Source organism: Streptomyces radiopugnans, from assembly GCF_900110735.1.
GTDB classification, from domain to species: Bacteria; Actinomycetota; Actinomycetes; order Streptomycetales; family Streptomycetaceae; genus Streptomyces; species Streptomyces radiopugnans.
Genome location: NZ_FOET01000028.1, coordinates 1 through 26,795, shown reverse-complemented (window position 1 = coordinate 26,795; position 26,795 = coordinate 1). Strand labels below are relative to the sequence as shown.

The window sequence follows — 26,795 nt, the reverse complement described above, 5'->3', positions numbered from 1 at the left end:
GTCGTCAAGGACGAGGTCAAGCCGCAGGTGCACACCTGGACGTTCCCCGACGGTCACGCGATCATCGTGCTGTCGGAGGGGCGGCTGCTGAACCTGGGCAATGCCACCGGGCATCCGTCGTTCGTGATGTCGAACTCCTTCGCCAATCAGACGATCGCGCAGATCGAGTTGTTCACCAAGCCGGATGCCTATCCGGTGGGGGTGTATGTGCTGCCCAAGCATCTGGATGAGAAGGTCGCCCGGCTGCATCTGGAGGCGTTGGGGGCGAGGCTGACCGTGCTGCGTCCGGAGCAGGCGGCCTATATCGGGGTGCCGGTGGAGGGTCCGTACAAGCCCGACCACTACCGCTACTGACACCGATGTCCGAGACGAGAGATCCCTGGCTGCCGCACCGGCTGCTGCTGTCCGAACGGGACGCCCTGCTGCCGCTGCTGCGGCATACGGCCGAGAGCGAGTACGAGCGCCGCACCGCCTGCCCGGGCTGGACGGTGCGCGAGGTGCTCGCGCACTGTTCGGCGGCCCTCCTGCGCATCGTGGAGGGCCGGCTCGAGGGCGCCTTCACGCCCGAGGCGAACGCGTCCGACGTGCGGGAGCGCCGAGACTGGAGCGTCTCCCGGATCCTGGACGAACTGGAGGAGGGGTTCACCGAGGCGGGGAAGGTGATCGCCGCGTCCGACGGAGACCTGGACGTGATCGCGCTGGGGGAGTGGGTGCACGCCGGCGACGTCCGTGACGCCCTGGGCCGGCCCGGGGCCTACGAGGGCCCGGGGGCGGCCGAGGCGCTGGCCATCCTCACCGTCGCCAGCCGGGTCCGCTCCACCCCGCGGGTGGAGGCGGTCCTCGGCGGGGGAGGCCTCCCGGTCCCGGAGACCCGCTCACCGGCTTCACCGGCCTCGCCGACGAGGAGGCTCTCCCTGGGCAACCTTGTGGAAGGACGGCCGCCGGCACGTCTGGAAACGGATGTCCCGACCCTGGTCCGCCTCTACTCCGGCCGTCCCGTGGTCGGCGCACGGTACGTGCTGGACGGCGCCGAGGAGAGCGAGCTGGTCATCTACGGCTGAACACCGCAGGACAGGAACGCCGAAGACCGGCCGCCCCGCGACGGGGCGGCCGGTCATGCCGTCCGTACGACCTGGAAGGCCTCGGCGAGCCTTCCGGGCGGCAGTCCGCCCGCACGGGCGTGCTCCGCCAGCCATTCCCGCAGCAGTCCGGCCAGGTCCTCGAAGTGGGCCGTCTGCGAGGTGTGGATGCGCAGCGCGTCGACCTTGCGGTCGAAGACGGCGGTGACGTCGACGAACTGGTTGGGGCTGGGACCGGTCATCAGCCAGGTCTCGGGGACGGTCCACGGCCGCAGCCCTTCGTGCTTGAGCAGGGAGACGTGGGCGAAGGGGTTGCGGGCCTCGGGGTAGATCGCGCGCAGGGCCGCCTCCCCGACGGCACGGTGGTCGGGGTGGAGATCGGCGACACGTGCCCAGTTGATCTCCGGGCTGGGGATGATGGCGCGCTGCGGCCTGACCTCGCGGATGACCCGGCACAGATCGCGGCGCAGTTCCACGCTCGGCTCCACCCTGCTGTCGGGGTAGCCGAGGAACCGGACGTCCTGCACCCCGCTGAGTTTGGCGGAGTGCGTCTGCTCGGCCCGGCGGAGGTCCGCCATGACCTGCCGCGGCAGCCGCTCGTCGTAGCCGCCGGCGTCGCCGTCGGTGACGATGCAGTAGGTCACCTGTGTGCCGCGGTCGATCCACTGCATGACGGTCCCGCTCACACAGAACTCGATGTCGTCGGGGTGCGCGGCCACGACCAGCAGGCTGTCGGGCGCGCCCCTGGTGGCCGTGCCGAAGGCGGAGTCGCTCATGCGGCCAGCCTGTTGCGAGCGGGGCCGGGGCGACAAGTGGCGGCTCGTGGCCGGTTCGCGCCATGGCACTTTCGCGCCGGACAAAGAATTGGTAGATTCAAATCATTGATTCCATCCGATGTGGTGTGTTCGGAGGTGGCCGCCATGTGCAGGATCTTCGGCTCGTTCGCTGCCGGTGCGACAGTCCACGACCTGGCTGCCGTCGCCGGCCGCCAGCGGCACGGTGGGCCCGACGCCCACGGCATGAGAAGGGGGCCGGGGTGGTCGCTGGGCTGCAACCGGCTCGCCGTCACCGACCCGGCCGGCGGTGCCCAGCCCTACGAACTGGACACGGCGCCGGGCGTCGTCGCCGTCTTCAACGGCGAGCTGTACAACCACCGCGAACTGCGCCGGCGCCTGCGGGAGCGGGGGCACGTCTTCCCCGACTACTGCGACGGCACCCTGCTGCCGGCCCTCTACGCCGAGTACGGCGCGGCCTTCGCCGGCCTGCTCGAGGGCATGTTCGCCGTGGCCCTGGTGGATCTGCGCGGCCCTGAGCCCCGGCTCGTCCTCGCCACCGACGACCACGGCATGAAGACGCTCTACTACCACGCCACCCCGGACGGCGGCGTGTACTTCGCCTCCGAGCTGTCCGCCCTGATCGCGTTCTCGCAGGTGCCCGCGGTGCAGCGGGAGGAGGCGCTGGACGAGTACCTGACGACCCGTACCTGCCTGGGGCAGCAGTCCGCACTGCGCGGAATCCGCACCCTGCCCCCCGGGGCCACCGCGGTGGCGGACCCGGGCGGGGGCCTGCGCGTCCACCGCCGGCAGCCCCGCGGCGAGGAGCGCCCGGGCGCGGATCTGCTGGGCGTGCTGGGCCGCGAGGTGCGCGCGCTGGCCCGCGCCGACGTCCCGGTCTGCGCCGTCACCAGCGGAGGCCTGGACTCCGGACTGGTGACCGCGCTGGCCGCGGAACACGCCCGGCAGGTGAGGGGGGAGCCCCTGCACACCTTCCACCTGACCTACAAGGGGCACTGGCCGGGGGACGAGGACGGGTTCGCCCGGGCCGTCGCCCGCCGCAGCGGTACGGTCCACCACCAGATCGAGGTGGACCCCGGGGAGTTCGCCGAGCTGCTGCCGCGGACCGTGTGGCATCTGGGCCAGCCCAACGCCGACCCCATCACGCTCAGCACCTACGCGCTGTTCCGCGCCGTCCGCGCCGAGGGGTTCACCGTCGCCCTCACCGGTGACGGCGCCGACGAACTCTTCACCGGGTACGACCGGATGCGCGCCGCACTGGCCGCGCCGGCCGACGCGGACTGGGTGACCCCGTACGTCGCCTCGCTCGCCGCGGTTCCCCGCGGCCTGCGCGAATCGCTCTACACCTCCGACTACCGCGCCTTCCTCGCCGACCGGGGGTCGGCCGAGCAGCGGATCACCGAACAGCTCCGGTCGGCGGCCGGCGGCCGGCACGCCACGCTGACGGCCTTCGAGACGCTGCAGCGCCTGCCGGCCTACCACCTGCGCCGCGTCGACCACCTCAGCATGGCCTGGGCGGTGGAGGCGCGGATGCCCTACCTCCAGCCGTCGGTCTCCGCCCTGGCCCGACGGCTCCCGGTCCGTCTGCGCACGGGCAAGCGGGCCCTGTTCGCGGCGGCCCGGGGGCTGCTGCCGGAGGCGGTGGTCCGCCGCCCCAAGCAGCCCTTCCACCTTCCCGTCGACGCGATGCTCGTCCGCGGCACGCCCCTGATGGCACTGGCCCACGAGATGCTGTCCTCCGGGAACCTGCGCCGCGACGGCCGACTGTGCGCGCAGGGGGTGAGCGGCCTGTTCGCCGCCCACCGGCGGCAGCCCTCCCCGGTGACCGCCACCGCGCTGTGGGCCCTGCTGGTCCACGAGCTGTGGAGCGAGGAACTGCGTGCCCTGCGCGCGTCGGCGCCCCGCGTCCGGTCCCTGGCCGGACTGGCCGCATGACCTCGCACATCGCGATGGCCGAGGGGGCGCCGGGACCCACTCTGGTGCTCGACGCCGACCGGCTCCCCGGTGACCGCGACCGCCTGAGCGCGGCCCTGGGCCGGATGCGCCTGTCCCTGGAGGACGCCGGGTACGGCCCGATCCTGAAGTTCGCGCTGGTGCGGTCCTCCCCGCTGCCCGGATACGACCTGGACTACCGCTTCGTCCAGGGCCTGGCGCGGGATCCGCGGAAGTTCGCCTTCGACAGCGGCTGCGGCCACTCCCTGCTGGCCGCGGCCGCCACCGGCACGGCGGAGGGCCCCTTGCGGGTCCGGGTCCTCAACACCGGGGAGGAGGCGGTCTGCGAGCGGGCCCGGGACGGCACCCACACCCTGCACCTCCTGCCGGGCGCGGAGCTTCCGCTGCCGCGGCTGCTGCCCACCGGGCGGGCCACCGACGCCCTGATCACCGACGAGGGGGTGCTGCCCGGTTCCGCCGTGCGGTTCGGCAACCCCTATCTGTTCGTCGACGCCGCGGACCTGGGACTGCACGGAGCCCGGGCGCTGTTCGAGGCGGGCTCCGCCGCCCTGGCGCGTCTGGAGCGGCTGCGGGCCGCGGCGCGCGTCGTACTGGGACTGCCCGCGGGCAGTCTGCTGCCCAAGGTCGCGGTGGTGAGCGCCGGCCGGCAGGGGCGGCTGGCGGCCAGATCCCTCACCGAACCCGGGTGGCACCCCGCGTTCGCGCTCACCGGGCTCGCCTGCCTGGCGGTCGCCTCCGCCATCGAGGGAACGGTTCCGCACCGCCTGGCGCGATCGGCCGGATGCGGGACGGACTCCGTTCTCGTCGACACCCCGTCCGGCACCGTGCCGGTCGACCTGGAGACCGCCGTCGCGGCCGGCGGGCGCTTCAGGTGCCTTCGCCGTGTCGGCATCGGCGGCAGACGGGTCCGCGTGCTGCGCACGGACCCGCGGCTGCCGTGGCGCGTCCACGCCACTGCGTGAACCTGCCTTTCCTCCGTGCGGATATCCTCCCCGCCGTCTGTCAGGCTTTCCAAGGACATCTGGCCGACCGGGGAGAGCTGGGCGGAATGAAATTCGATAACCTGCGTGTCGTCGTCACCGGCGCCTCCCGTGAATTCGGGCGTGCGCTCGCCATCGGTTTCGCGCATCTGGGCGCCGAGGTATTCGTCTCGGCCCGTACGGTGGAAGCGGCCGAGCGCACCCTGGCCGATGTCATGGGGTCGGCCCGCGAGCGCATCCACGCATTCGGCTGCGATCTCAGCCGCCCGGCGGAGATCCGGGAATTCGCCCGCCGGGTGGGCGAGCACACCGGCCGGGTCGACCTGCTCGTCAACAACGGCGCGCGGTGGCTCGACGGCGTCGAACTCGACGACGCCTCGGACGACCAGATCGTGGAGACCATCGAATCCACCGCGGGCGGCACCGTGCTGATGGTCAAGCACTTCCTGCCGCTGCTGCGCGCGTCCCAGCGCCCCGACATCGTCAACATGGTCGCGGTCCGGGGCCCGGACACGGCGGGCAGGTCGACGGCCCACGACGCCTTCTACGCGGCGAAGAGCGCACAGGCGGGATTCGCCGACATCCTCTCCCACCGGCTGCGGTCCTCGGGCGTACGCGTCTTCTCGCTCTACCCGCCCGACTTCTCCACCTCCGACCCCCGGTCGGTGGAGTGGGAGGGGGCAGGCGGGGACCCCGACGAGAAACCCACCACCCAGGCGCTCTTCGAATGCATCGTCTACGCGGTCGAGCAGCCGCGGGACTGCTTCATCCGCTCCTTCCACTTCGAACCCCGCTGACCAGCGGGAAAGGAGGTCCGTCCGTGAGCAGCCGGCTCTGGATCACCGCGACCCCGCCCGCCTCCCATGGCGAACTCCACGTCGGGCACCTGGCCGGACCCTATGTCGCCGCCGACGTGCTCAGCCGCTACCTGCGCGCCGACGGCCGGTCCGTCCTCTTCGTCACCGGCACCTCCGATCACAACAGCTCCGTGGAACTGCGGGCCCTGCGGGACGGGCGCAAGCCCCAGGAAGTCGCGGAGGGGTACCGCCAGGCCATATGCGCCGACCTGCTGCGCGCCGGGGTCGAGTTCGACCTGATCACCGACCCGCGCTCCTCCGCCGGCTACCGCCGGTGGGTGCAGGACCTCTTCTCCCGCCTCCGCGCCGACGGCGTCATCGCCGCCCGGACCCGGCTGATGCCCTACTGCGAACCGTGCGAGCGCTGGCTGTACGGGGCCCATGCGACCGGTGACTGCCCGCACTGCGGGCAGCCCTGCCGGGCAGGCGTCTGCCACGCCTGCGCCCGGCCGAACGACAGCGGCGAACTGCTCTCGCCGCGCTGCTCCCTGTGCGGCACCGCGGCGGTGCTCCGCCGCTGCCGCCGCCTGTACCTGCCGCTGGAGCCCTTCCGCGACCGGCTGGCCGACCACTGGCGGAGCAGCGGCCTTCCACCGCGGGTCGCCGCGCTGTGCGAGGGGCTGGCCGAGGACGGCCTGCCCGACATAGCCGTGTGCCATCCGGCCGAGTGGGGCCTGCCGGTCCCCGGCGACGACTTCGGGGGCCACCGCATCGACGTCTGCTTCGAGGACGTCGCGATGCACCTCTACGGCTGCTGGCCGGACCACCGGGCGGCGCCGGAGGAGACCGTCCACTTCTGCGGGGCCGGCCACGTCTTCTGCCAGGCGGTGCTGCTGCCCGTCCTCGTCCTCGCCCAGGGAGTGAAGCTGAGGCACTCGTTCCGCGTGAATGAGACCCTCCGCTTCGAGGAGGGCGGACCCGCAGGCCGGCGTCCTGCGCTCTGGGCCCTGGACCTGCTCACGGAGTTCGGCTCCGACACCCTGCGCCGCCATGTGCTGCAGTGCCGGCCGACGGACGGGGCAGCGCCGTTCCGGCACTCGGACCTGGAGCGTACGCGGCAGTGGCTGGACTCCACCTGGAACGACTGGCTGGGCAGGCTCTTCACCGCCGTCCGGGAGGAGTCCGCGGGCCTGGTGCCCGACGCCGCCTCCGGCGGAGCGGGCTGGGACATCCTGCACGACCGCCTGATCCGCACGGCCGGGGAACTGCGGGAGGCGTACGACCCCCGGTCGTTCGACCCCCGCCGCGCCGTCGCGCTGCTGGACGAGGTCGTCCGCTCCGCCGACGACTTCGGCCATGCCAACGGGTACCGGTGGCATGGCCCCGTCGGCCCGGACCGCAGAGGACCCGCGATCGTGGCCCAGTTGCGGGTGGCCGGGGCGCTGGCCGCATGGGCCCGCCCGGTGATGCCGGAGGGGGCCGACCGGCTGGCGTCCGCACTCGGGCTGCCCGCGGGACGCGCCGTCGGCCCCGAGGCCCTCACCGCTCCCGCGGCCGGCACCCGGCTGTCGCCGCCGTCGGGCCCGGTCTTCGGCTTCTGAACCCTCCGAACCCACCGCTTTCCGGCACTTCCCCATCGGGCTCCGGGGCCTCACGCCTCGGAGCCCTTCCGTCTGCCGCGCGCCGCCACGGTTCCGCGAGGGCGGCGCGCGGCCCGACCGCCGAGGAGAAACACGTGTCCGCCACCACCGCACGGCCGCTCCGCGTGGCCATGCTCAGTGTCCACACCTCGCCGCTGCACCAGCCCGGTACGGGCGACGCGGGCGGGATGAACGTCTACATCGTCCAGCTCTCGCGAAGCCTGGCCCGACTCGGTGCCGAGATCGACGTCTTCACCCGGTGCCGGGGCGAGGGCCTGCCGCCGCGTGTGCGGATGGCCCCCGGCACGACCGTGCGCCATCTGCACGCCGGCCCGTGCCGGGCCGTGGCCAAGGGGGAACTCCCCGGCACGCTGGAGGACTTCTCCCGGGCGCTGCTGCGCACCGCGGCCGAGGACGGCGGCCGCCCCTACGACCTGGTCCACTCCCACTACTGGCTGTCCGGGCAGGTGGGCCGGACCGTGACGCGGAGATGGGGCGTTCCGCTGGTGCACACCATGCACACGCTGGGCCGGGTGAAGAACGCCTCGCTCGCCGAGGGCGACAGCCCCGAGCCCCTGGAGCGGATCCTCGGCGAGCACCGGATCGTCGACACCGCGGAACGCCTGGTCGCCAACACGGCCGACGAGGCGGCGGCACTGCGGCGGCTGTACGGGGCGGCCCGGGAGCGCACCGACATCGTGCACCCCGGCGTCGACCTCGGCACCTTCCATCCCGGCGAGGGCCGGCGGGCCGCCCGCCGCCGCCTGGGCCTGCCGCAGGACGCCTTCGTGCCGCTGTTCGTGGGGCGCATACAGCCCCTGAAGGGGCCGGACGTGCTGGTCGAGGCCGTCGCCGAACTCGTCCGCCTGGACCCGGAACTCGGCAGGCGCCTGGTGGTCCCCGTGATCGGCGGTCTGAGCGGCTCGGGGCTGCGGGCCCCGGAACGGCTGGGGGAACTGTGCGCGGCGTCGGGCGTGGCGGACGTGGTCCGCTTCGAGCCCGCCGTACGGCAGGAGACGCTGGCGCACTGGTACCGCGCCGCCGATGTGCTGGTGATGCCCTCGCGCAGCGAGTCGTTCGGTCTGGTGGCCCTGGAGGCCCAGGCCTGCGGGACCCCCGTGCTCGCCGCCGAGGTGGGCGGGCTGCCGACCGCCGTGTGGGACCGTGTGACGGGCCTGCTGGTCCGGGGGCACCACCCGCGGGACTACGCCCGGCAGCTGCTGACCCTGGCCCGTGCGCCCGAACTGGCCGCGGCCATGGGGCAGGCCGGAGTCCGGTACGCGTCGGGCATGGCCTGGGATCCGGCCGCGGCCCGCACGCTCGCCGTGTACGAGCGCGCGGTCGAGAGGGCGCGGCCCGGGTGGGCAGGGGCGGCGGCACGCCCCTGCCCGGGCGGGAACCTGTCCCTGGAGGTGCCAGGGCCCCGCCGGCTCAAGGGAGAGAACCGCATCCACGATTCTACCATAGATTTTACCGGCTCAAATATTGGTGCGAATGGAATCGCTGAGTAATTCAGTGGTGGAATTCGGTGATTCCGCTTCGCCGGGGCTTTGACAGGCTTGTGCCATGGCGTGTGTGCGACGGGGATATCCCTGGATCGGGAAGTCGTGAGGCGGGATTATTTAAATGTCACCCCGAGGAACTCCCGGCGGCACGGGAGAGGGGGAGACGAAAACCCCGTCCATCACCCTGGAGGAACCATGCCCTCGTACAGCGGAATTTCCTTCGCCCTGCGCCGTCTGGCCGTCGCCGCGATCCTGTGCGCGTCCGTGGCCGGCGCCGCCGCGATGGCGGCCCTGTCCGAGCAGCCGGGCGGATTCGGTGTCCTGGCCTCCACCACCGAGGTCGACTGGCCGCCGGTCTCCCCGTACGACGGCAACGTCGACTGGCCGCCGGCCCCGCCTCAGGACTGACGGCAGTCCGGGCACTCGCCCTTGAAGACCAGCTCGGCGCCCATCACGTGCCAGCCGTGCAGGCCCTTGCGCGAAGGCGTGGGGGCCTGCACGTCCACGTTGGCCACCCGCCCGCAACGCGTGCACAGCGCATGGTGGTGGGGCTCGGAGGCCAGCTCGAAGACGGCCGGCAGTCCGGGGCGGTCGAATTTCGTCACCAGTCCGGTGTCGAGGAAATGCTTCAGCATCTCGTAGACCGCCTGGCTGGTGAGTGTTCCCAGCCTTTCGCGCGCGGTGGAGGTGATTTCCTCGACCTCCATGTGGTCGTTTTCCCGCAGCACCTTGAGGACTTCCAGCCGCGGCCCGGTGACCCGCAGGCCGACATCACGCAGCTGCTGCATCGCGGCCTCGCGCTGCTCCGGCAGTACATCGCGCTTCATGTCCCCGCCAACCAATCCCAGCCAGCCGATCCCGGTCAACTGATCCCGGTCAACTGATCCCGGTCAACTGATCCGACCAAAAGTTTTCCACCATCGTACATCTTGGCCGGACAGGAGCGGTGCGCTAATCGAGCCAGCCCAGCCGGGTGGCCTTCACCCCGGCCTCGAAGCGGCTGCCGGCGCCCAACTCCTGCATCACCTCGGACAGCAGGCGGCTGACGGTGCGCAGCGACACACCGAGGTTCCGCGCGATCTTCTCGTCCTTCATGCCGGTGGCCAGCATGCGAAGCGCCGCCCGCTGCTGCTCGGTCAGCCCGTCGCCGCCGCGCTCGGCGTTCTCCTCCTCGCCGAACGCCGACGAGGTGTGCCAGCAGTACTCGTAGACGGCCAGATAGGACCGCACCAGCGCCGGCCCCCTGGCCAGGATCGCGCCCGCGGTGTGGTCGTCGGGATTGGCCGGAAGCAGCGCGAACTGGTGGTCGCCGAGGATCATGTTCATGGGCACGACGGGGGAGAGGCGGACCTCGACGCCGGCCTCGACCTGGCGTCTGAAGAATTCCGCCAGCGTCGGCACGGAAGCGAACCGCTGGTTGTAGATCACCCGCACCCGCACCCCCTCGTCCAGCAGCCGCTTGTCCCGGCCCAGCGACCGGTCGAGGGTGCTGGTGTCGATGGCGCCGGGGTGCATGGAGGCCACGGAGTCGTGCACGAGGTCCACGACGTCCTCGACGACCTGCTGGATGCGCCGGTAGTCCGTGAGCACCTCCACCTCGACCTCGGAGCCGGTGACGGCTCCGGCCCGCAGGAAGCGGTCGGCCAGCTTCTCCAGCCGGGTGTGCGCCTCGTCGGCCTGCCGCAGCCGCTCGCGCAGCATGTCCCGCTCGTGCGCCATCACGCGCAGGAGCGCCACCTCGGGGGCGATCACCGTGACGGCGTCCTCGTCCTCCTCGTGCCGCCAGCCGGGATTCGCCTCCAGACCGGTGGTGTGCAGCGAGGCGGTGGGCACGACCAGGCCGAGGCGCTCCAACTCGTCCCGGTGGCGGGCGGCCTCGTGCTCCTTGAGCCCCAGGTCGGCGGCCACCGCGGCGAATCCCGCGGCTCCGCGCGCCCGCAACGCCTGGTAGAGGCGGAGTGCGGTGTCCTGCGAGCCGCTACGTCCGCCGGAACCGGATCTGGACACGTTGCGGTGATCCCCCTCGTCTACCCGTACCGCGCTCCGATGTGACCGTGCACTCGTTCCGGGGTAGGCCCCACTCCCGACCGTTCTGCGGCCCCGGTCACCCCATCATGCGTCGGCGCGGCAAATCAAGAGCACGTGTTCGGTCACGGAGTCGATCCGGTGGGGGCGCCGGTCGGCGATATGCATTCCGGCTTTGCGGATGTCATGTGCCAGGTGTTCGGGGTCGATCAGCCATTTGCGGGTGGTCAGGGTCCGGAGATGGACGTCGTGCCGCGTGGAGCACCGGCAGTGGTAGGTGATCCGCTCGCGCATCCCGGCCAGGTCGAAGACCTGCCTGGCCACGACCGTCTCGGTCACCCCGTCGAAACGCGGCACCCGGAACGCGAACGTGCGCCGGGGCCGCTCCGCCAGCCTCGTGAGCGCGTGGCTCGGATAGTCCAGGGCCAGCGCGCCTCCCTCGCCCAGGTGGGCGGCTATCTCGCGCAGCAGGACGGGCCGCGCCTGCGGAGGAACGGCCGTGATCATCGCTCCGGCCAGCACCACCAGCCGGTACCGGCCGTCCAGCCGCAGCCCGGCCAGGTCGGCGGGGACCGTGGTCACCAGCCGGTCGGTGCGGGGACCGATCCGCCGGGCCCACCGCCGCAGCCGCCGCAGGCTGTGAAGGTCCCGGTCCACCGCCGCCACGGCGAAACCGTGCCGGGCGAAGGGGACGGCCAGCCGGCCGGTGCCCGACCCCAGGTCGAGGACCGGGCCGCCGGTGGTGCGGGCCATGCCCAGATAGCCGACGATGTCGGCGCTGTGCGGCCCCAGCAGGGCGTCGTGCAGCCACACGTCCTCGGGGCCCTGGACGGACACGTTCTCGAGGCCGGGCAGCCACAGGGCGCCGGAGCCGTCGTCGGGGGACACGGACGGCAGGGGGCCGGCGTCATCGCACTCCGTCTCCGGGAGAGCGGCGCGTATGTCGTCGTCCGAGAGATCGAGCAGAGCCGACACGGCGGTGCTCCTCTGCGTGTCCATCGCCCCTCCAGGGTTCTCGGCTGTACCCCTGCCGTCCGGGGGCGGTGCCCGTGCCGCCGGGACCGCGCCTCGAAGGCATCCTGGCCCGCGGGCTGCGCCGGGAGCCAGCCGGAACCGCTGCGTGTCCATGCGATGGCGTGGATCTGCCACCCTCGGGGCGGCGCGGGGCTCACAGGGGGCGCGCGTAGCGCATGCCGCCGAACTTTTCTTCCGAAGGCCGGAAACCGTGCCGGTTCAGAAAGGGCAGAAGCGGGTCCCGCGGGGAGTGCAGGGAGATCAGCTGGCGACGGGCGCCCGCGTCGCGCTGCTGTTCGCTCATCGCCTCCAGCAGTGCGCTTCCGATGCCCTCGCGACGGCGGTCCGCGGTCACGCACAGGCAGTACACCTCACCGGCTCCCGCCTCGGCCACACCGCCTGCCGCCGCGCCCAGTACGTCACCGTCGGGATCCGCCGCGACAAGCCATCCGAGCCAGCCCGGTCCACTGCCGGGGGCGCCGATTTCCGTGCGAATGCGGGACAGCGAGCAGTAGCGGCCGACCAGGCGTTCCACCTCGGCTTTCCCGAGCAGCGGGAGATAACCGTTCCGCAGCGAATCGGCCATCACCCTGGACACCGAGGGAGCCTCGGACTCGACGGCCGGCCTTACCGCGACATGGCCCATGACGTTCATCCCTCCCGCGGGCGGAAGCGGCCCGACATCGGCCCACAATAGACCTGTGGGCAGCCGGACAAACAGCCCTCATGGAATCTGTCCCGGTTCTTCCCGGTCGATTGTCGAGGTTTTGAAAAGTTTCCCGCTTTGCGCCCGAGAGGTCTACGAAAATACTTAGTAAATCAGTAGGGGAAAACTAGAGCCAGCAGCATGCGACAAGCAGGGGAATGACGGCCAGAGCCGACGCCAGGACGGTGAACGCGCCGCGCGCCACGGGGCAGCGCGGCCGGTCGGTCGCCAGAATGCGGTTCATCCGCTGCACGGCCGACAGCCCGCCCAGGGCGAAGACGTCCCTCGGAGCCTGCCCGGCAGCCGTCTCGTAGAGGGCCGCCGCGAGCTCCTGGCGCGTGCACCGCCGCAGCACACGGTCGTCGGCGGCCATTTCCAGGAGCAGGGGCACCTCGTGGCGCAGGCCGCTGCCGAGCGGGAGCCGGCGGTACACGGAGCCGAGGGCGCGCGCCGCGGTGAACAGCAGATGGTGCCGCCCGGCCAGATGCGCCCGCTCGTGCTCGACCGCCGCCGACAACTCCCCTGCCCTCAGGGTGCGTACGGCTCCGGAGCTCACCACGATCTCGGAAGGCCTGCCGGGCAGGCAGTAGACGGCCGGTGTCTCGTGGTCGAGGAGCGTCACGCCGAGCCGCGCCGACCTCCGGCCGACGAGCCGCAGTATCCGCGCGTGCCGGGCACGCGATCTGCGTGTGCGCACGTACTCGCGGACCAGGGCCCCGCAGGGAGGTCCGGCCGCCGTGACCGCGGAGACCGCCGCGATCACCGGCAGGTGCCGGCCGTCCGGTACGCGCCCGGGCTCGGCCGTGCACGTGGCGAGGAGCCCCACCACGCCCTGCCCGCCCGCCAGGGACAGCAGCAACTGGGCCAGCAGGAGTCCTCCCGAACACGCCAGAACGCCCGCCAGGGCCAGCCACGCGCCGATCGCGAGTCTCGGTGCGTGGTGGGCCCAGCGGGCGCGTGCGAGGAGCAGCGGAGCGACCACTCCGGCACCCAGGACGATCCCCAGCGGAGGCAGCAGGTGGTAGATCACAGGGAGGGGTCCCGCCCGGTGGAGCGCAGTGCCGCTCTGAGCGCCTCGACCTCCTCGGACGACATGTGCTCGACGAAACGCATCAGCGCGGTCCGGCGGTCCTCGGTGTGTCCCAGAGCCTCGCGCATCAGGTCGGCCGTGTACTCCTCGCGGCTGTGGAGCGGCTCGTACATCCAGGCGCGCCCGGCCTTCTCCCGGCCGAGCATGCCCTTGCGGTGCAGGATGTCCGCGACGGTCATCACCGTCGTGTAGGCCACCGGCCGGGTCAGGTTGATGTCGTCCACGATCTCGCGGACGGTCGCCGCCCTGCGCCACCGCCAGAGCCGGTCCATGATCTCGGCTTCCAATTCGCCTAGCCGGCGCACCCTTCCCCCTCCTGCGGCCCGTGCGGTCGCGGCCGTGCCACATCGTACGTCCATGCCACGGGTCACGACCGGACGAGCCGCGCGATCGCGCGGGAGGCCTCGGTCACCTTCTCCCTCGCCCGGTCCCCGCCGTGCCCGATGGCCTCGGTGACACAGCAGTTGAGGTGCTCGTCGAGGAGGGCGAGGGCGCACGACTGGAGGGCGGCGTTCGTCGCGGACACCTGGGTGAGCACGTCGATGCAGTAGGTGTCCTGCTCGACCATGCGCTGCAGCCCGCGCACCTGGCCCTCGATCCTGCGCAAGCGCCTGAGGATGTCGTCCTTGTGCTTCTCGTAACCGGTCATCGTCGCCTCGTCTCACGGGAATCCGGCGGTAAAGGTCATGGGTGAGAAGAAGGGGCCGGGGCGGTGTGCCCCGGCCCCCGAACGTGGTGCGGCTTGTGCGATCGCTGGGTGCGGTTGTCAGCTCTGGGCGCGGAAGCGGCGCAGCCGGAGGCTGTTGCCGACGACGAAGACCGAGGAGAAGGCCATCGCGGCTCCCGCGATCATCGGGTTGAGCAGCCCGGCCGCGGCCAGCGGCAGGGCGGCGACGTTGTAGGCGAAGGCCCAGAAGAGGTTGGACTTGATGGTGGACAGGGTCTTGCGGGCCAGGCGGATGGCGTCCGCGGCGGCGCGCAGGTCGCCGCGGACGAGGGTGAGGTCGCCGGCCTCGATGGCGGCGTCGGTGCCGGTGCCCATGGCCAGGCCGAGGTCGGCCTGGGCGAGGGCGGCCGCGTCGTTGACGCCGTCGCCGACCATGGCCACGGAGCGGCCCTCGTCCTGGAGGCGCTTGACGACGTCGACCTTGTCCTGGGGCATGACCTCGGCGATCACCCGCCCTCCGGAGGCGTCGATCCCCACCTCGTGGGCGACGGCCTCGGCGACGGCCCGGTTGTCGCCGGTGAGCAGGATCGGGGTGAGCCCGAGGGCGCGCAGCCGGGTGATGGCCTCGGCGCTGGTGGGCTTGACGGCGTCGGCGACCTCCAGGACGGCGCGGGCGGCTCCGTCCCAGGCGACGGCGATGGCGGTGCGGCCGCCGGCCTCGGCGTCGTTCCGGGCGCGGGCGAGGTCGGCGGGCAGTTCGATGGCCCACTGCTCCAGGAGCCGGGTGCGCCCGACGAGGACGGCGTGGCCGTCGACGATGCCCTGGACGCCGAGCCCGGGGACGTTGGCGAAGTCCTCCGGAGCGGGCAGTGCGCCGACCCGCTCGGCGGCCCCGATGGCGACGGCCTGGGCGATGGGGTGCTCGGAGGCGTGCTCCAGGGCGCCGGCCAGGCGCAGCACCTCGTCCTCGTCCTCGCCCTCGGCGGTGTGGACGGCCAAGAGGGTCATCTTCCCGGTGGTGACGGTGCCGGTCTTGTCCAGGACGATGGTGTCCACGCGCCGGGTGGTCTCCAGGACCTCGGGGCCCTTGATGAGGATGCCGAGCTGGGCGCCGCGTCCGGTGCCGACCATCAGGGCGGTGGGGGTGGCCAGGCCCAGGGCGCAGGGGCAGGCGATGATCAGGACGGCGACGGCCGCAGTGAAGGCCGCGGTCCAGCCCGCCCCGTTGCCGAGCCAGAAGCCCAGGGTGCCCAGGGCCAGGGTGATGACGACGGGGACGAAGACGGCGGAGATGCGGTCGGCCAGGCGCTGGGCGGCGGCCTTGCCGTTCTGGGCGTCCTCGACCAGCTTGGCCATCCGGGCGAGCTGGGTGTCGGAGCCGACGCGGGTGGCCTGGACGACCAGCCGGCCGCCGGCGTTGAGGGTGGCGCCGGTGACCGCGTCGCCCACGCCGACCTCGACGGGGACGGACTCGCCGGTCAGCATCGAGGCGTCCACGGCCGAGGAGCCCTCGACCACGGTGCCGTCGGTGGCGATCTTCTCGCCGGGGCGGACCAGGAAGCGGTCCCCGACGGCCAGTTCGGCGACGGGGATGCGCTCTTCCCGCCCGTCGCGCAGGACGGTGACCTCCTTGGCGCCCAGCTCCAGCAGGGCGCGCAGGGCGGCGCCGGCCTTGCGCTTGGAGCGCGCCTCGAAGTAGCGGCCGGCCAGGATGAAGGCGGTCACCCCCGCGGCGGCCTCCAGGTAGATGTTGGCGGCGCCGTCGGTGCGGGCGATGGTCAACTCGAAGGGGTGGGTCATGCCGGGTGTTCCGGCGGTGCCGAAGAACAGCGCCCACAGGGACCAGATGAAGGCGGCCGAGGTGCCCACCGAGATCAGGGTGTCCATGGTGGCCGCGCCGTGCCGGGCGTTGGTGAAGGCCGCCTTGTGGAAGGGCCAGGCGGCGTAGGTGATCACCGGGGCGGCCAGGGTCAGCGACAGCCACTGCCAGTAGGTGAACTGCCAGGCCGGGACCATGGCCAGCGCGATGACGGGCACGGCCAGGATCACGGCGGTGGCCAGGCGCTGCCGCAGCGGCCGCAGCTCGTCCCCCTCGTCCGCGGCGGGGGCCGCCTCGCCGGAGCCGCCGGCCGTCTCGCGCTCGGGGGCGGGAGGCGTGGCGGTGTAACCGGTGGCCTCGACGGTGGCGATCAGGTCCTCCACACCGACGCCCTCGCCGAAGGTGACCTTGGCCTTCTCCGTGGCGTAGTTGACGGTGGCGCTCACACCGTCCATGCGGTTGAGCTTCTTCTCGATGCGGGCGGCGCAGGAGGCGCAGGTCATGCCGCCGATGGCGAGTTCGACCTCAGCTGCTTCGCTGGCGGTGGTGGTCATCACTGCTCCTCGGACAGAAGTGACAGGTGCTGGGTGCGGTGTGGGGGACGGAGGGGAGGCCGGGCGGCCCGGCCGGGGTCCGCAGCCGGTGCCGCGCCGGCCGCGGTCGCCTTCCTCGCCCTCGCCGTACGGGAGGGGCGGGTGCCGGGCCCGCCGGAGAAGGGGGCCCGGCACCGGGGAGGCGCGGGGCGGAGGCGGGGTCAGGCGGCCCGGCCGGTGAGCTCGTACCCGGCCTCGTCGACGACCTCGGCGATCCGGGCGTCGTCGGGCGCGCCGGCGGTGGTGACGGTGACGCGGCCGGCCGCCACGTCGACCTCGACGGCCAGTACGCCGTCGAGTTCGCCGATCACCTTGGTGAGGGTGGCCTTGCAGTGGCCGCAGGTCATGCCGGCGACCGCGTAGACCGTGGTGGTGCCCTCGACGGTGGCGGTCTGAGTGGTGCCGGTCGAGCAGCTTCCGTCGGGGGTGCAGCAGGACGACATGGTGTTCCTCCGAGAGATCTCGTTCATACCCCAGGGGGGTATCCCTGGTGTCGTCATGTATACCCCCCTCCCCTATGTTTGGCAAGTCCCCGCCGTTCGCTTGCATATACCCCTCGGGGGTATATGCTTCCGTATCGAGACCTGATTGGGCAGGGCACGTTCAAGGAGGGTGAGAGCACCATGAACACCGGGCTGAAGATCACCGCGTTCACCGCCGCGCTCGCGGCCGCGTTCGGGGCGGCGTACGGGGTGGGGAACGCCGTGGACCCCGTCTCCACCGAACCCGCCCACGCGACGCACGCCGACCACGGAGCGGGCGCGGAGCACGAGGACGCCGCGCCTGGGCACGGGGGAGGGGAGGGCGGCCACGGGGAGAAGCAGGCCGGCGGCCTGCAGATCTCCGAGGGCGGCTACACCCTGGACCTGGAGACCTCGCGGGTGAAGGCGGGCGAGGAGACGGAGCTGAGCTTCACCGTCCGGGGCGAGGACGGGCGGCCGCTCACCTCCTACCGCACCGAGCACGGCAAGCAGCTCCATCTGATCCTGGCCTCGCGGGACCTGGCGGTCTACCGCCATCTGCACCCGAAGCGGGCGGCCGACGGCGCATGGAGCGTCCCGGTGAACCTGCCCGCCGCCGGCGGCTACCGCGTCTTCGCCGACTTCGTCCCGGCCGTCAAGGGCGCGAAGCCCCTCACCCTGGGCGCCGACCTCGCCGCCGTCGGCAAGTACGAGCCCGAGGAACTCCCCGAGCCGTCCCGCACCGCCACCGTCGACGGCTACACCGTCACCCTCGACGGCTCCCTGCGCCCCGGCGCGTCCGGCACCCTCGACCTGAAGGTCGCCAAGGACGGCCGCCCCGTCACCGACCTCCAGCCCTACCTCGGCGCCTACGGCCATCTGGTCGCCCTGCGCGCCGGCGACCTGGCCTACCTCCACGTCCACCCCAACGGCGAGCCCGGCGACGGCACCACCGAGCCCGGCCCCACCGTCTCCTTCGCCACCACCGCCCCCAGCAGCGGCTCCTACCGCCTCTTCCTGGACTTCAAGCACGACGGGAAGGTCCGCACCGCCGCCTTCACCGTCACCGCCGACGGCACGGCGAAGCCCCGGGGGGAGGCCCAGGAGGAGGACGCGGACACGGGCCACGACGACGGCGCACACCGGCACTGAACCGGTGCCCCCGGCCGCGGGCGGCCTCTCGCCGGGCGGAGGCGGGCCCATCGGTGCGACACCGGGCCCGCCGCTCGGCGGTCCCGGCCCGACCCGCCGGCTCCGCTCCCCCCCCCGGACCGGGACCGGCCGTGCCGGTGCCCGCCGCGACGGCCCGCGCCCACCGCTCCGGCGTCGGCACCGCGCCGGAGTACGGCCGGGGCCGGCGGTTCCGAGGGTTCTCGCGCGCCTCAGGGCGAACACCGATGGTGACCGATCGAATGCGGTAGGTTCCGGACCCTGTGTGCCGGGCCGTCTCGGCGCCGGGTCTTTCGGACCTCGGCCGAGCGATCGCCGTACGGAGGAAGAGTGACCCCTTCTGCCCGCGCCCGCCCGCCACGGTGGTGGCGGCGCCGTGCGAAGTGGCTGTGGGGCGTCCTGCTGGGCGCCCTCGTGCTGATGGCCTTCGGCTGCCCGGCCCCCGTCCACTTCGCCGTCCATCCCGCCGGTGCGTCACAGGGGGGCGTGACGGGGCACCACGCCCGGACCGGCGAGGCGGCCCGTGACGTGCCGGCCGCGCCCCACCACGCCCACTCCGGCGCCGACTGCGCCGATCTCCTGCGCCCCCGGGCGGGCGCGCCGTCCCCGTCGCCCCTCGTCCAAACGCCGCCGCCCGCCGCGCCCTTCGACGCCGAGCCCGCGACCGCGCGGGCCGTCCGGCCTCCGGCGCCGCGGGGGAGAGGGGCCATAACCGCCGGGCCGACGGGCCGCCAGACGCTCACCGCCGTCTGCAGGTGGCGGATCTAGACCGCTTCGGTGCGGCCGGTGTGCACCGGCCGCCGCACCGCGTACACGGACGCGGGACCCCTCCCGTTCCCCGCGCCCGTCGCCGTGCGAGATCGGACCCCGTGTTCGAACCCACCGATCGGAAGCGATCCCATGTACTCCACGACCATCACGGTTCCCTCCCCCGCCGGCCGGCCGCGCAACGGCACGGCCCTCGCGGGCATCGGCCGGACCGCCGACTGCATGTCCGCACTGGTCGGCAACACGCCCCTGCTGTACGTCTCCGAGCCGCTCGCCCCGGCCGGGCGCGGTTTCTGGGCCAAGCTCGAGGGCTTCAACCCCGGCGGCATCAAGGACCGCCCCGCTCTGCACATGGTCGAGCGGGCGCGCGCCCGCGGCGATCTGCGCCCCGGCGCAACGATCGTCGAGTCCACCAGCGGCACCCTCGGCCTCGGGCTGGCGCTGGCCGGAATGGTCCACGGCCATCCGGTCGTCCTGGTCACCGACCCCGGACTGGAACCGTCCATGGCGCGACTGCTGACCGCCCACGGCGCCCGGATCGAGGTCGTCCACGAACCGCACCCGACCGGCGGCTGGCAGCAGGCCCGCCGCGACCGGGTGGCCCGGCTGCTGGCGCGCCACCCGGGTTCCTGGTGCCCGGACCAGTACAACAACCCCGACAACGTCGCCGCCTACACGCCGCTGGCCCTGGAACTGGCGTCCCAACTGGGCCACATCGACATCCTGGTGTGCAGTGTGGGCACCGGCGGCCACTCCGCGGGCATCTCCCGGACCCTGCGCCAGCTCTACCCGCAGCTGCGGATGGTGGGCGTGGACACCGTCGGCTCCACCATCTTCGGCCAGCCGGCCCGCAGCCGGATCATGCGGGGCCTGGGTTCGAGCATCCACCCCCGCAACGTCGCCTACGACCACTTCGCCGAGGTCCACTGGGTCGCTCCGGCCGAGGCGGTGTGGACCTGCCGGCGGCTGGCCGCCTCCCACTACGCGACCGGCGGATGGAGCGTGGGGGCGGTGGCCCTGGTCGCGGGCTGGCTTGCCCGTACCCGGCCCGCTGGGACCCGCATCGCGGCGGTCTTCCCCGACGGGCCGCAGCGGTACCTCGGGACCGTCTACGACGACGCCTACTGCACGGCCCACGGCCTGCTGGGCGCCGGGCCCGCGGACGAGCCCGACGAGATCGGCCACCCCCGGGCCCGCGAGGTCGACCGCTGGACCAGGTGCACCACCGTCGTCGACCCCGTGGCGGCCGCGGCCGCGCAGGCGGTGGAGGGCCACGGCGGCGGGGGCGAGCGGTGAACAACCCACTGACCCGGGCCCGCACCTTCGACCGCGGCGTACGGCTGCTGATGGTCAACCAGTTCACCATCAACCTCGGCTTCTACATGCTCATGCCCTACCTGGCCCAGCACCTGTCCGGAACCCTCGGGCTGGCCGCCTGGGCCGTCGGCCTGGTCCTGGGGGTGCGCAACCTCAGCCAGCAGGGGATGTTCTTCTTCGGCGGCACCCTTGCCGACCGGCTCGGCTACAAGCCGATGATCATCGCCGGTCTGGTGCTGAGGATCGCCGCCTTCGCCGTACTGGGGCTGGTCGACTCACTGCCCGCCCTGCTGGCCGCGTCGGCGGCCGTCGGACTGGCCGGCGCCCTGTTCAACCCGGCGTCCCGCGCCTACCTGGCCCATGACGCCGGCGAGCGGCGCGTCGAGGCGTTCGCCCTGTTCAACGTCTACTACCAGGCCGGAATCCTGTTCGGCCCCCTGGTGGGCGTGGCCCTCACCGGGGTGAGCTTCCGCCTGACCTGCCTCGTGGCCGCCGGTGTGTTCGCCGTGCTGTCGGTCGTGCAGGTCGTCGCGCTGCCCGCCCGCACCGCCCGGCGCGACGGCGGGCAGCCGGCGGCCGGGGTGCTGTCCCAGTGGCGCACGGTGCTGGCCAACCGGCCGTTCCTGCTGTTCTCCGCGGCGATGATCGGCTCCTACGCGCTGTCCTTCCAGGTCTATCTGGCGCTGCCGCTGGAGGTGCGCCGGGTGGCCGGGGACGAGCAGGTCGGCACCGTCGGGGTCGGGCTGCTGTTCGCGGCCTCGGGCCTGGCCACCATCGCCGGGCAGACCCGGCTGACCGCCTGGTGCGGGAAGCGCCTCGGGCCCGGGCGGTCGATCGTTGCCGGACTGGCCTGCCTGGGAGTCGCCTTCCTGCCGCCGGCGGCCGCCGCCGCGGTCGCGGTGCCCGCCGGCGGGCCGGCCCGCTGGGCCCTGGCCGTCCTGCCGCCGCTGCTGTCGGCCCTGCTGCTGGCCCTGGGGACGATGCTGGCCTACCCGTTCGAGATGGACACCGTCGTGGCCCTGGCGGGCGACCGGTACGTGGCCACCCACTACGGCCTGTACAACACCATCTGCGGCATCGGCATCGCCGTGGGCAACCTGCTCACCGGAGCGGCCCTGGACACCGCCCGCGCCGCCGGTGCGCCGGCCCTGCCGTGGATCGTCCTCGGCGCCGTCGGCGGAGGCTGCGCCCTGGCCGTGCTCCGCCTCCACCGCACGGGCCGCCTGACCCCGGCGGCCGTGCGGGCGCGTCCCGTCACGGCCTGAGCGGCAGCGTCCCCACCCGCCGAAGGGGCGGGCACCGGCCGGTGCCCGCCCCCTCCGGATCCCCGACGGCCGGTGTCAGCCGATGCGCACGCCCCACATGAAGGGCATGCCGCTGGTGCTGATCGCCTCGTAGCGCACCACGGCGCCGGGCTTGGGGGCGTGGAGGATCTGCCCGTTGCCCGCGTAGAAGCCGACATGGCTGAGGTCGGTGCGCATGATGACCAGGTCGCCCGGCCGCAGATCGCCCATGGAGTTGATCCGGGTGCCCGCACTGGCCTGGGCCTGGGAGGTCCGGGGGATGGAGACGCCCGCCTGGGCGAAGGCCCAGGAGGTCAGGCCCGAGCAGTCGAAGGAGTTCGGGCCGGTGGCGCCCCAGACGTACGGCATGCCGACCCTGGACTTCGCCGCGGAGAAGGCCGCGGCGGCGCGCTGCGACGCGCTGGCCTGGCTGCCCAGGTCGACCCGCTGGCTGGCGCGGTTGGCCCGCTCCTCCTCGGCGGCGATCCTCGCGCGCTCCTTGGCGGTCAGGGTGTTGAGGAGCTTCTGCGCCTTGGCGAGCTTGGCCTGGATCTCCTTCTTCTTGTCCTTCAGCTCCTTGCGGGCGTCCTCGAGGTCGCCGAGCTTCTCCGAGGCCTCCTCGCGCTTCTGCTCGAGCGTGCGCTGCTTGGCCTGGATCTTCCGGAGCGTGTTGAGCTGCCGGCTGCCGATCTGGTCCAGGACGGCGGCCTTGGCCAGGTAGTCGTCGGGGTCGGAGGAGAGGAACAGCTGCACGGAGGGGTCCACCCCGCCGCTGCGGTACTGCGCGGTGGCCAGCGTGCCCAGGCTGTCCCTGAGGTCGTTGAGCTCGTCCTGGCCGAGTGCCACGCTGTCCTGCAGGTCGCCGACCTGCTTCTGGAGCCTGTCCTGCTTCTCCTTGGCGGCGTTGTACTTCTCGGTGGCCTGCGTGGCCTGCTCGTAGAGCCGGTCGACCTCGGCCTTGACGCCCTTCTTGTTCGGATCCGGCAGGGGATCGGCGTGGGCCGTCTGCGTGGTGAGGGCGACCGCCGCGGCGGCGGCGGTGGTGAGCACGGTCGTGTAGGCGTGGCCTGGTTGCTTGGGACGACGGTGGGACGCCACGGAGGCGAGCTCCTTCTTCCTCGGCCGCCTGCCGGGCACGGGGAGGCCGGCCCGGTTCCGCGTGATCTGCCGCGGACTCGGCGGTGCCTTCGCCGCCGCCCCGGATGGACGGCCGACCGTGCGAAGGTTCGGGCACGGATACTAGTCAGCTAATCGGCTTAGCTTCAATCGAGGTCCCTCGGGGTGCACGGCGGCCGTGCGGGCGCGCGGGACGATCGGTCCGTCCCTGATGCCGCCGAACCCGTGTGAGGCCTTCGGGCGCCGGTGTCACGCTCCTGGGCTATGACGCTTAGCGGATGCCGTCCCGGAGGGGGCTCCGCGCAAGGCGAGCGGCCGCGACCCGACCGGCCACTACGATGGACCGGCGCCGGTTCGGCGGTGCTGGAGATCCGGTGGCGAGGGGAGCGTTCGTGCGACCGCTGGGCGAACTGGAGGCGGAGATCATGAACCGCCTGTGGACCTGGGGGCGCCCGGCCACGGCGCGGGACGTCCTCGTGGACCTGGGCAGGACCCGTTCCATCGCCTACAGCACGGTCAAGACCGTCGCGGAGATCCTGCACCGCAAGGGCCTGCTCCGCCGCGAGAAGCAGGGACGGGCCTGGCTGTACGAGCCGACCTGCACCCGTCAGCAGTACACCGCGTCGCTGATGCAGGACGCGCTGGGCGACAACCCCGACCCCGCCGGCGCGCTCCTCAGCTTCGTCGAGCGGATGTCCGCGGACGAGGTGGAGGCACTGCGCTCGGCCCTGCGTGCGGCGAAACGGAGGAGCGGGACGTGACAGCGGCCCTGGCCCTCGCCGGATACGCCCTGCTGGTGGGGGCCGTCGCCCCGTACGCGCTGGCCAGGGCGCGCTGGGCGCACCGCGCGCCGCGGCTGGCGGTTCTCGTCTGGTACGGGCTGATGGCGACGTTCACCGTGACCGTCGCGCTGGCCCTCTACCACGTGGCGCTGCGGGAGGAGCACGTGCACGACGGACTGGTCGGCCTGCTCACCGCCTGCGGCCTGTTCCCCGTGGCCTTCGGCCCGGCGTCGCACACCGCGGCCGACCCCGCCGCCCTCCTGCCGCCCGCCCTCGTCGTGCTGCTCCCGGCGGGCTGGTTCCTGCGCACGGTGTGGCGCACCCGCCGCGCCCAGCGCCGCCATCTGGACCTGCTCGCGGTGCTCGGCCGCCCGTCCTCCGAGTACGACGCGGTGATCGTCGACCACGACACCCCGGCTGTCTACTGCCTGCCAGGGCGGTCCCGCCGGGTGGTCGTCACCCGAGGGGCGATCAGGGCGCTCTCCCGGGAACAGCTCCAGGCGGTGCTCGCGCACGAGCGGGCCCACATCGCCGGGCGGCACCACCTCTGCCACGCGGTGGCGGAGGCGTTCGAGCGGACCTTCCCGAGACTCCCGCTCGCCCGGCACGCACGGGAGCAGACCGCCCTGCTGCTGGAGATGACCGCCGACGACCGGGCACTGCGCCACCACTCCCGGGAGACCCTGGCGGCCGCCATGTACGAGGTGGCGGCGGGCCAGACGCCCCGGGCGGCCTTCGGCGCGGGAGGGTCCAGCGCGGCGGTCCGCCTGTGCAGGCTCCTCACCCCCGAAGCGGAGCCGCACCGCGCGACGCGGCTCGGTATCGCCGCCGGTTCCCTCGGGGTCATGCTGCTGCCGCTGCTCATCGCCTGCGGCCCGGTCATGGGCTGACCGGGCACGGCGGCGGGGACCATCGGCCCCTGCGCCGCGTTCGGCACGGAGGCATGCTGGCAGTAGGCGGAACGCCGGGGCGGGTGCGCCGCCCGTTCCGGCCGGCCCGGGAGGTGACGGACGATGATGTTCTGGAACGGCCACGGTGTCAGCGGCTGGGAGTGGTTCGCGATGTCGGCCGGAATGATCTTGTTCTGGGTGCTGGTCATCACCGCGGCGGCCCTGCTCTTCCGTGCCCTGGACCGCCCCCGGGAGCGCCCCCGCACATCCGAGGGCGCCTCCGCCGAGCGGCTTCTGGCCGAGCGGTTCGCCCGCGGCGAGATCGACGAGGAGGAGTACCGGGGCCGCCTGGCCGTCCTGCACTCCTCCGGCCCCTCCGCGAACCCCTGACCGGGGGCCGTGACCGGCCCCGGCCCGTCGCGCGGGGCGGGGCCGGCCGCGCGCGACGGGCGAACCGCCGCGAGCGGCGGGAGGAGCACCGCCACCGGCCGGTCCGGTGGAGTACGGGGGGCCGAACGGGCGATCGTGGGAGCGGAGGGGATTGCCGGGGGCCCGTCGTGACAAAGGGATCGCGCGGCTGTCCGCCAGCCGTGCAGCCCTTCCGTCGGCGAACCCTCCCAGAAGGAACCCCATGAACACCTCGATCGTCCGCCGCGGCGCCGTGGCCGCCCTCGCCGCCCTGGCCCTCGCGACCGCGCCCGCAGCCACCGCCTGGAGCGCCCCCGGCCAGGTCTCCGCCGAAGCCGCGACCGCGGAGCAGAGGAAGACCGCCCACCTCCAGCCGCTGCCGACCTCCCCCGTGGCGTACCGGTTCGGGGAGACGCTGGCCCGGCTGAGCGGCAAGAAGCTGGAGGTCACCTTCTTCGCGGCGATCATCCCCCATCACCGGGCGGCGATCGAGATGGCGCGGCTCGAGCGCGAGCGCGGCACCGACGCGCGCATCCGCACCCACGCGGACAACATCATCGCCAACCAGCGCCACCAGATCGGCCAGTTCACCCGCTGGCTGAAGAAGTGGTACGGCCTCACCCCCGAGCAGGCCCGGCAGCAGGCCCCCCAGGAGGCGCGGCAGGAGATCGCGGCCATGGAGAAGGAGGTGCGGCGCATGGTCGCCGAACTGCGGAAGGTGCCGGCGGGTGAGCGGTTCGACATCGAGTTCGTGCGGCGGATGATCCCCCACCACACCTCCGGCATCATCGAGTTCCTCGAGCCGCAGTCCCGTGCCGACCACTCCCAGCTGAAGGTCGCGGCGGCCTCGGGCATCAACACCCAGGAGATGCAGATCGTGGACTTCCGCACCTGGTTGTCCGAGCAGACCCGCTGACACCACCGGTTCCCGCACGGCCGGCCGCCGACTGCCGGCGGCCGGCCGTGGGAGATCGGCCGCCGTACCGAATGGACCACTCCTCGCGGGGTACCGGCAGGCAGACGCCCCTCTGTGCGAGCCGGGGGGGCGACTCCGGACGGACGTACGTACTTTGGGCGAGGGGAACATGCGCGATTTCCTGGATCTCGGGGCGATGCTGCTGCTCGCGGCCGGCGCGGTCGCCGCACTGCGCCTGCTGCACCGTCTGACGGCCGTCCGCGCCCAGCCGCTGCTCGCAGCGCCCCTCCTTTCCGGGAACGTCCCCGACGAGCACGCGCTGTCGCGCTTCCACGCCCGCTGGTACGCGCTGACGCTGCTGTTCCTCGCCTTCGACGTCGAGATGCTCTTCATGTACCCCTGGGCGGTCGTGGTCGCCGACATGGGCGCGGCGGCGGTGGTGGAGATGTTCGTCTTCCTCGGCCTGCTGATGTGCGGGGTGCTGTACGCCTGGCGCGAGGGGGCCCTGCGGTGGGCCTGAGCACCGCACTGCGGAACCTGACGGAGCGCCTGGCCGCACCCGCCGCGGGCAGGCCCCGCGTCCTGCTGGTGACGTGCCCCGGGGCCACGGCCGTACGGCTCGCGGCCGAGGCGGCGGTCGCCGGGTTCGGCGGGAAGCAGGCGGACTCGCCGGCACAGGCGGACGTCCTGCTCGTGGCGGGAGAGCCGGGGAGGGAACTGTCGGACGCCGCCGATGTGCTGTGGAGGCAGATGCCGGGGCCGCGGGTGCGGGGGGAGGCGAGGCGGCCGCAGGAAGCCGACGCGGTGCTGCGCGGACTCCTGCCCGCCCTCGCCGGTCCCGGGCAGGTGGCGGAGGCGGCGCGGCGGGACGACGAGTGGGGCCGGGACGGGGGAGGGAGCGGAGGGACGGGGGAGGACGGACACGGTGACCACGGCGCCGGTCATGGGGGCCAGGGCGGTCACGGGGGCCAGGGTGGTCACGGCGGTCACGGTGGGAGCGGGGGCCATGGAGAGCACGGCGG

At 73.1% G+C, this 26,795-nt stretch carries 28 protein-coding genes and 1 pseudogene; 18 read left to right on the top strand and 11 right to left on the bottom strand.

Annotation, left to right across the window (positions count from 1 at the left end; translation table 11 throughout):
- Both BMY40_RS27060 and BMY40_RS27055 read left to right on the top strand, forming a co-directional pair.
- On the top strand, window positions 1–354 hold a 354-nt coding region (locus BMY40_RS27060), incomplete at its 5' end, for an adenosylhomocysteinase (RefSeq protein WP_143071839.1).
- Between the two features lie 5 nt (window positions 355–359).
- A complete protein-coding gene (locus tag BMY40_RS27055; protein WP_093663409.1) occupies window positions 360–1,061 on the top strand; it encodes a maleylpyruvate isomerase family mycothiol-dependent enzyme in 702 nt (233 codons plus the stop codon).
- 53 nt (window positions 1,062–1,114) lie between these two features.
- Here the strand turns inward: BMY40_RS27055 and BMY40_RS27050 are convergent, their stop codons facing one another.
- A complete protein-coding gene (locus BMY40_RS27050) occupies window positions 1,115–1,855 on the bottom strand; it encodes a PIG-L deacetylase family protein (protein WP_093663408.1) in 741 nt (246 codons plus the stop codon).
- A 144-nt stretch (window positions 1,856–1,999) separates the two neighbouring features.
- Here BMY40_RS27050 and asnB point away from each other — a divergent pair, with 144 nt between their 5' ends.
- From asnB to BMY40_RS27020, 6 genes are all read left to right on the top strand, one after another.
- The gene (gene asnB, locus BMY40_RS27045) at window positions 2,000–3,808 is read left to right on the top strand and encodes an asparagine synthase (glutamine-hydrolyzing) (RefSeq protein ID WP_093663407.1); all 1,809 of its coding nucleotides are present in this window, start codon (window positions 2,000–2,002) and stop codon (window positions 3,806–3,808) included.
- Window positions 3,805–4,788, top strand: a complete 984-nt coding sequence (locus BMY40_RS27040) for a PrpF domain-containing protein (protein WP_093663406.1) — start codon at window positions 3,805–3,807, stop codon at window positions 4,786–4,788. The genes asnB and BMY40_RS27040 overlap by 4 nt, the downstream gene beginning before the upstream one ends.
- Window positions 4,789–4,874: 86 nt before the next feature.
- Window positions 4,875–5,603 (top strand): SDR family oxidoreductase, encoded by a 729-nt coding sequence (locus tag BMY40_RS27035; RefSeq protein ID WP_093663405.1) that lies wholly within the window; start codon window positions 4,875–4,877, stop codon window positions 5,601–5,603.
- Between the two features lie 23 nt (window positions 5,604–5,626).
- Window positions 5,627–7,204, top strand: a complete 1,578-nt coding sequence (locus tag BMY40_RS27030) for a class I tRNA ligase family protein (protein ID WP_177214154.1) — start codon at window positions 5,627–5,629, stop codon at window positions 7,202–7,204.
- A gap of 134 nt (window positions 7,205–7,338) precedes the next feature.
- Window positions 7,339–8,754 (top strand): D-inositol-3-phosphate glycosyltransferase, encoded by a 1,416-nt coding sequence (gene mshA, locus BMY40_RS27025; RefSeq protein ID WP_425443180.1) that lies wholly within the window; start codon window positions 7,339–7,341, stop codon window positions 8,752–8,754.
- 189 nt (window positions 8,755–8,943) lie between these two features.
- Complete coding sequence (locus BMY40_RS27020) at window positions 8,944–9,156, top strand: hypothetical protein (RefSeq protein WP_093663402.1); 213 nt, start codon at window positions 8,944–8,946, stop codon at window positions 9,154–9,156.
- Here the strand turns inward: BMY40_RS27020 and BMY40_RS27015 are convergent.
- The 9 genes from BMY40_RS27015 to BMY40_RS26975 form a co-directional block, all read right to left on the bottom strand.
- A complete protein-coding gene (locus tag BMY40_RS27015; RefSeq protein ID WP_245770355.1) occupies window positions 9,147–9,614 on the bottom strand; it encodes a Fur family transcriptional regulator in 468 nt (155 codons plus the stop codon). The two genes, BMY40_RS27020 and BMY40_RS27015, sit on opposite strands and share 10 nt — an antisense overlap.
- An 85-nt stretch (window positions 9,615–9,699) precedes the next feature.
- The gene (locus tag BMY40_RS27010) at window positions 9,700–10,755 is read right to left on the bottom strand and encodes a helix-turn-helix transcriptional regulator (protein ID WP_093663400.1); all 1,056 of its coding nucleotides are present in this window, start codon (window positions 10,753–10,755) and stop codon (window positions 9,700–9,702) included.
- 105 nt (window positions 10,756–10,860) lie between these two features.
- Window positions 10,861–11,772: a class I SAM-dependent methyltransferase gene (locus tag BMY40_RS27005; RefSeq protein WP_177214153.1), complete on the bottom strand. Its 912-nt coding sequence runs from the start codon at window positions 11,770–11,772 to the stop codon at window positions 10,861–10,863.
- Window positions 11,773–11,941: 169 nt separating this feature from the next.
- On the bottom strand, window positions 11,942–12,373 hold the full coding sequence (locus tag BMY40_RS27000; RefSeq protein WP_245770354.1) for a GNAT family N-acetyltransferase: 432 nt from the start codon (window positions 12,371–12,373) through the stop codon (window positions 11,942–11,944).
- A gap of 247 nt (window positions 12,374–12,620) precedes the next feature.
- Window positions 12,621–13,523, bottom strand: coding sequence for a M56 family metallopeptidase (locus BMY40_RS26995; protein WP_093663398.1), 903 nt, complete (start codon window positions 13,521–13,523; stop codon window positions 12,621–12,623).
- A complete protein-coding gene (locus BMY40_RS26990) occupies window positions 13,520–13,888 on the bottom strand; it encodes a BlaI/MecI/CopY family transcriptional regulator (protein ID WP_093663397.1) in 369 nt (122 codons plus the stop codon). Before BMY40_RS26990 ends, BMY40_RS26995 begins: the two co-directional genes overlap by 4 nt.
- A gap of 62 nt (window positions 13,889–13,950) precedes the next feature.
- Entirely contained in the window at window positions 13,951–14,232 is a 282-nt protein-coding gene (locus BMY40_RS26985) for a metal-sensitive transcriptional regulator (RefSeq protein WP_093663396.1), read from the bottom strand.
- 117 nt (window positions 14,233–14,349) lie between these two features.
- The gene (locus BMY40_RS26980; RefSeq protein ID WP_177214152.1) at window positions 14,350–16,623 is read right to left on the bottom strand and encodes a heavy metal translocating P-type ATPase; all 2,274 of its coding nucleotides are present in this window, start codon (window positions 16,621–16,623) and stop codon (window positions 14,350–14,352) included.
- A gap of 200 nt (window positions 16,624–16,823) precedes the next feature.
- Window positions 16,824–17,105, bottom strand: a complete 282-nt coding sequence (locus BMY40_RS26975; protein WP_093663394.1) for a heavy-metal-associated domain-containing protein — start codon at window positions 17,103–17,105, stop codon at window positions 16,824–16,826.
- A gap of 180 nt (window positions 17,106–17,285) precedes the next feature.
- On the opposite strand from BMY40_RS26975, the gene BMY40_RS26970 reads away from it, so the two are divergent.
- The 4 genes from BMY40_RS26970 (at window position 17,286) to BMY40_RS26955 (ending at window position 21,643) form a co-directional block, all read left to right on the top strand.
- On the top strand, window positions 17,286–18,275 hold the full coding sequence (locus BMY40_RS26970) for a hypothetical protein (RefSeq protein ID WP_093663393.1): 990 nt from the start codon (window positions 17,286–17,288) through the stop codon (window positions 18,273–18,275).
- A 348-nt stretch (window positions 18,276–18,623) separates the two neighbouring features.
- A complete protein-coding gene (locus BMY40_RS26965; protein WP_093663392.1) occupies window positions 18,624–19,061 on the top strand; it encodes a hypothetical protein in 438 nt (145 codons plus the stop codon).
- 132 nt (window positions 19,062–19,193) lie between these two features.
- Window positions 19,194–20,357: a PLP-dependent cysteine synthase family protein gene (locus BMY40_RS26960; protein ID WP_093663391.1), complete on the top strand. Its 1,164-nt coding sequence runs from the start codon at window positions 19,194–19,196 to the stop codon at window positions 20,355–20,357.
- Window positions 20,354–21,643: an MFS transporter gene (locus BMY40_RS26955; RefSeq protein WP_245770353.1), complete on the top strand. Its 1,290-nt coding sequence runs from the start codon at window positions 20,354–20,356 to the stop codon at window positions 21,641–21,643. The genes BMY40_RS26960 and BMY40_RS26955 overlap by 4 nt, the downstream gene beginning before the upstream one ends.
- A 75-nt stretch (window positions 21,644–21,718) precedes the next feature.
- On the opposite strand, the gene BMY40_RS26950 is transcribed toward BMY40_RS26955, so the two are convergent.
- Window positions 21,719–22,759 carry a C40 family peptidase gene (locus BMY40_RS26950; RefSeq protein ID WP_093663412.1) on the bottom strand — a complete coding sequence of 347 codons (1,041 nt, stop codon included), beginning with the start codon at window positions 22,757–22,759 and terminating at the stop codon, window positions 21,719–21,721.
- Window positions 22,760–23,169: 410 nt separating this feature from the next.
- Here BMY40_RS26950 and BMY40_RS26945 point away from each other — a divergent pair, with 410 nt between their 5' ends.
- From BMY40_RS26945 to BMY40_RS27810, 6 genes and pseudogenes are all read left to right on the top strand, one after another.
- Window positions 23,170–23,538 (top strand): BlaI/MecI/CopY family transcriptional regulator, encoded by a 369-nt coding sequence (locus BMY40_RS26945; protein ID WP_093663390.1) that lies wholly within the window; start codon window positions 23,170–23,172, stop codon window positions 23,536–23,538.
- Window positions 23,535–24,449 carry a M56 family metallopeptidase gene (locus BMY40_RS26940; RefSeq protein ID WP_093663389.1) on the top strand — a complete coding sequence of 305 codons (915 nt, stop codon included), beginning with the start codon at window positions 23,535–23,537 and terminating at the stop codon, window positions 24,447–24,449. The genes BMY40_RS26945 and BMY40_RS26940 overlap by 4 nt, the downstream gene beginning before the upstream one ends.
- Before the next feature lie 123 nt (window positions 24,450–24,572).
- Window positions 24,573–24,839 carry an SHOCT domain-containing protein gene (locus BMY40_RS26935; protein WP_093663388.1) on the top strand — a complete coding sequence of 89 codons (267 nt, stop codon included), beginning with the start codon at window positions 24,573–24,575 and terminating at the stop codon, window positions 24,837–24,839.
- Window positions 24,840–25,080: 241 nt separating this feature from the next.
- A complete protein-coding gene (locus tag BMY40_RS26930) occupies window positions 25,081–25,773 on the top strand; it encodes a DUF305 domain-containing protein (RefSeq protein WP_143071838.1) in 693 nt (230 codons plus the stop codon).
- Between the two features lie 169 nt (window positions 25,774–25,942).
- Window positions 25,943–26,293 (top strand): NADH-quinone oxidoreductase subunit A, encoded by a 351-nt coding sequence (locus BMY40_RS26925; protein ID WP_425443179.1) that lies wholly within the window; start codon window positions 25,943–25,945, stop codon window positions 26,291–26,293.
- Window positions 26,284–26,795: pseudogene (locus tag BMY40_RS27810) on the top strand (hypothetical protein); the annotation flags it as partial. The gene BMY40_RS26925 and the pseudogene BMY40_RS27810, both read left to right, overlap by 10 nt.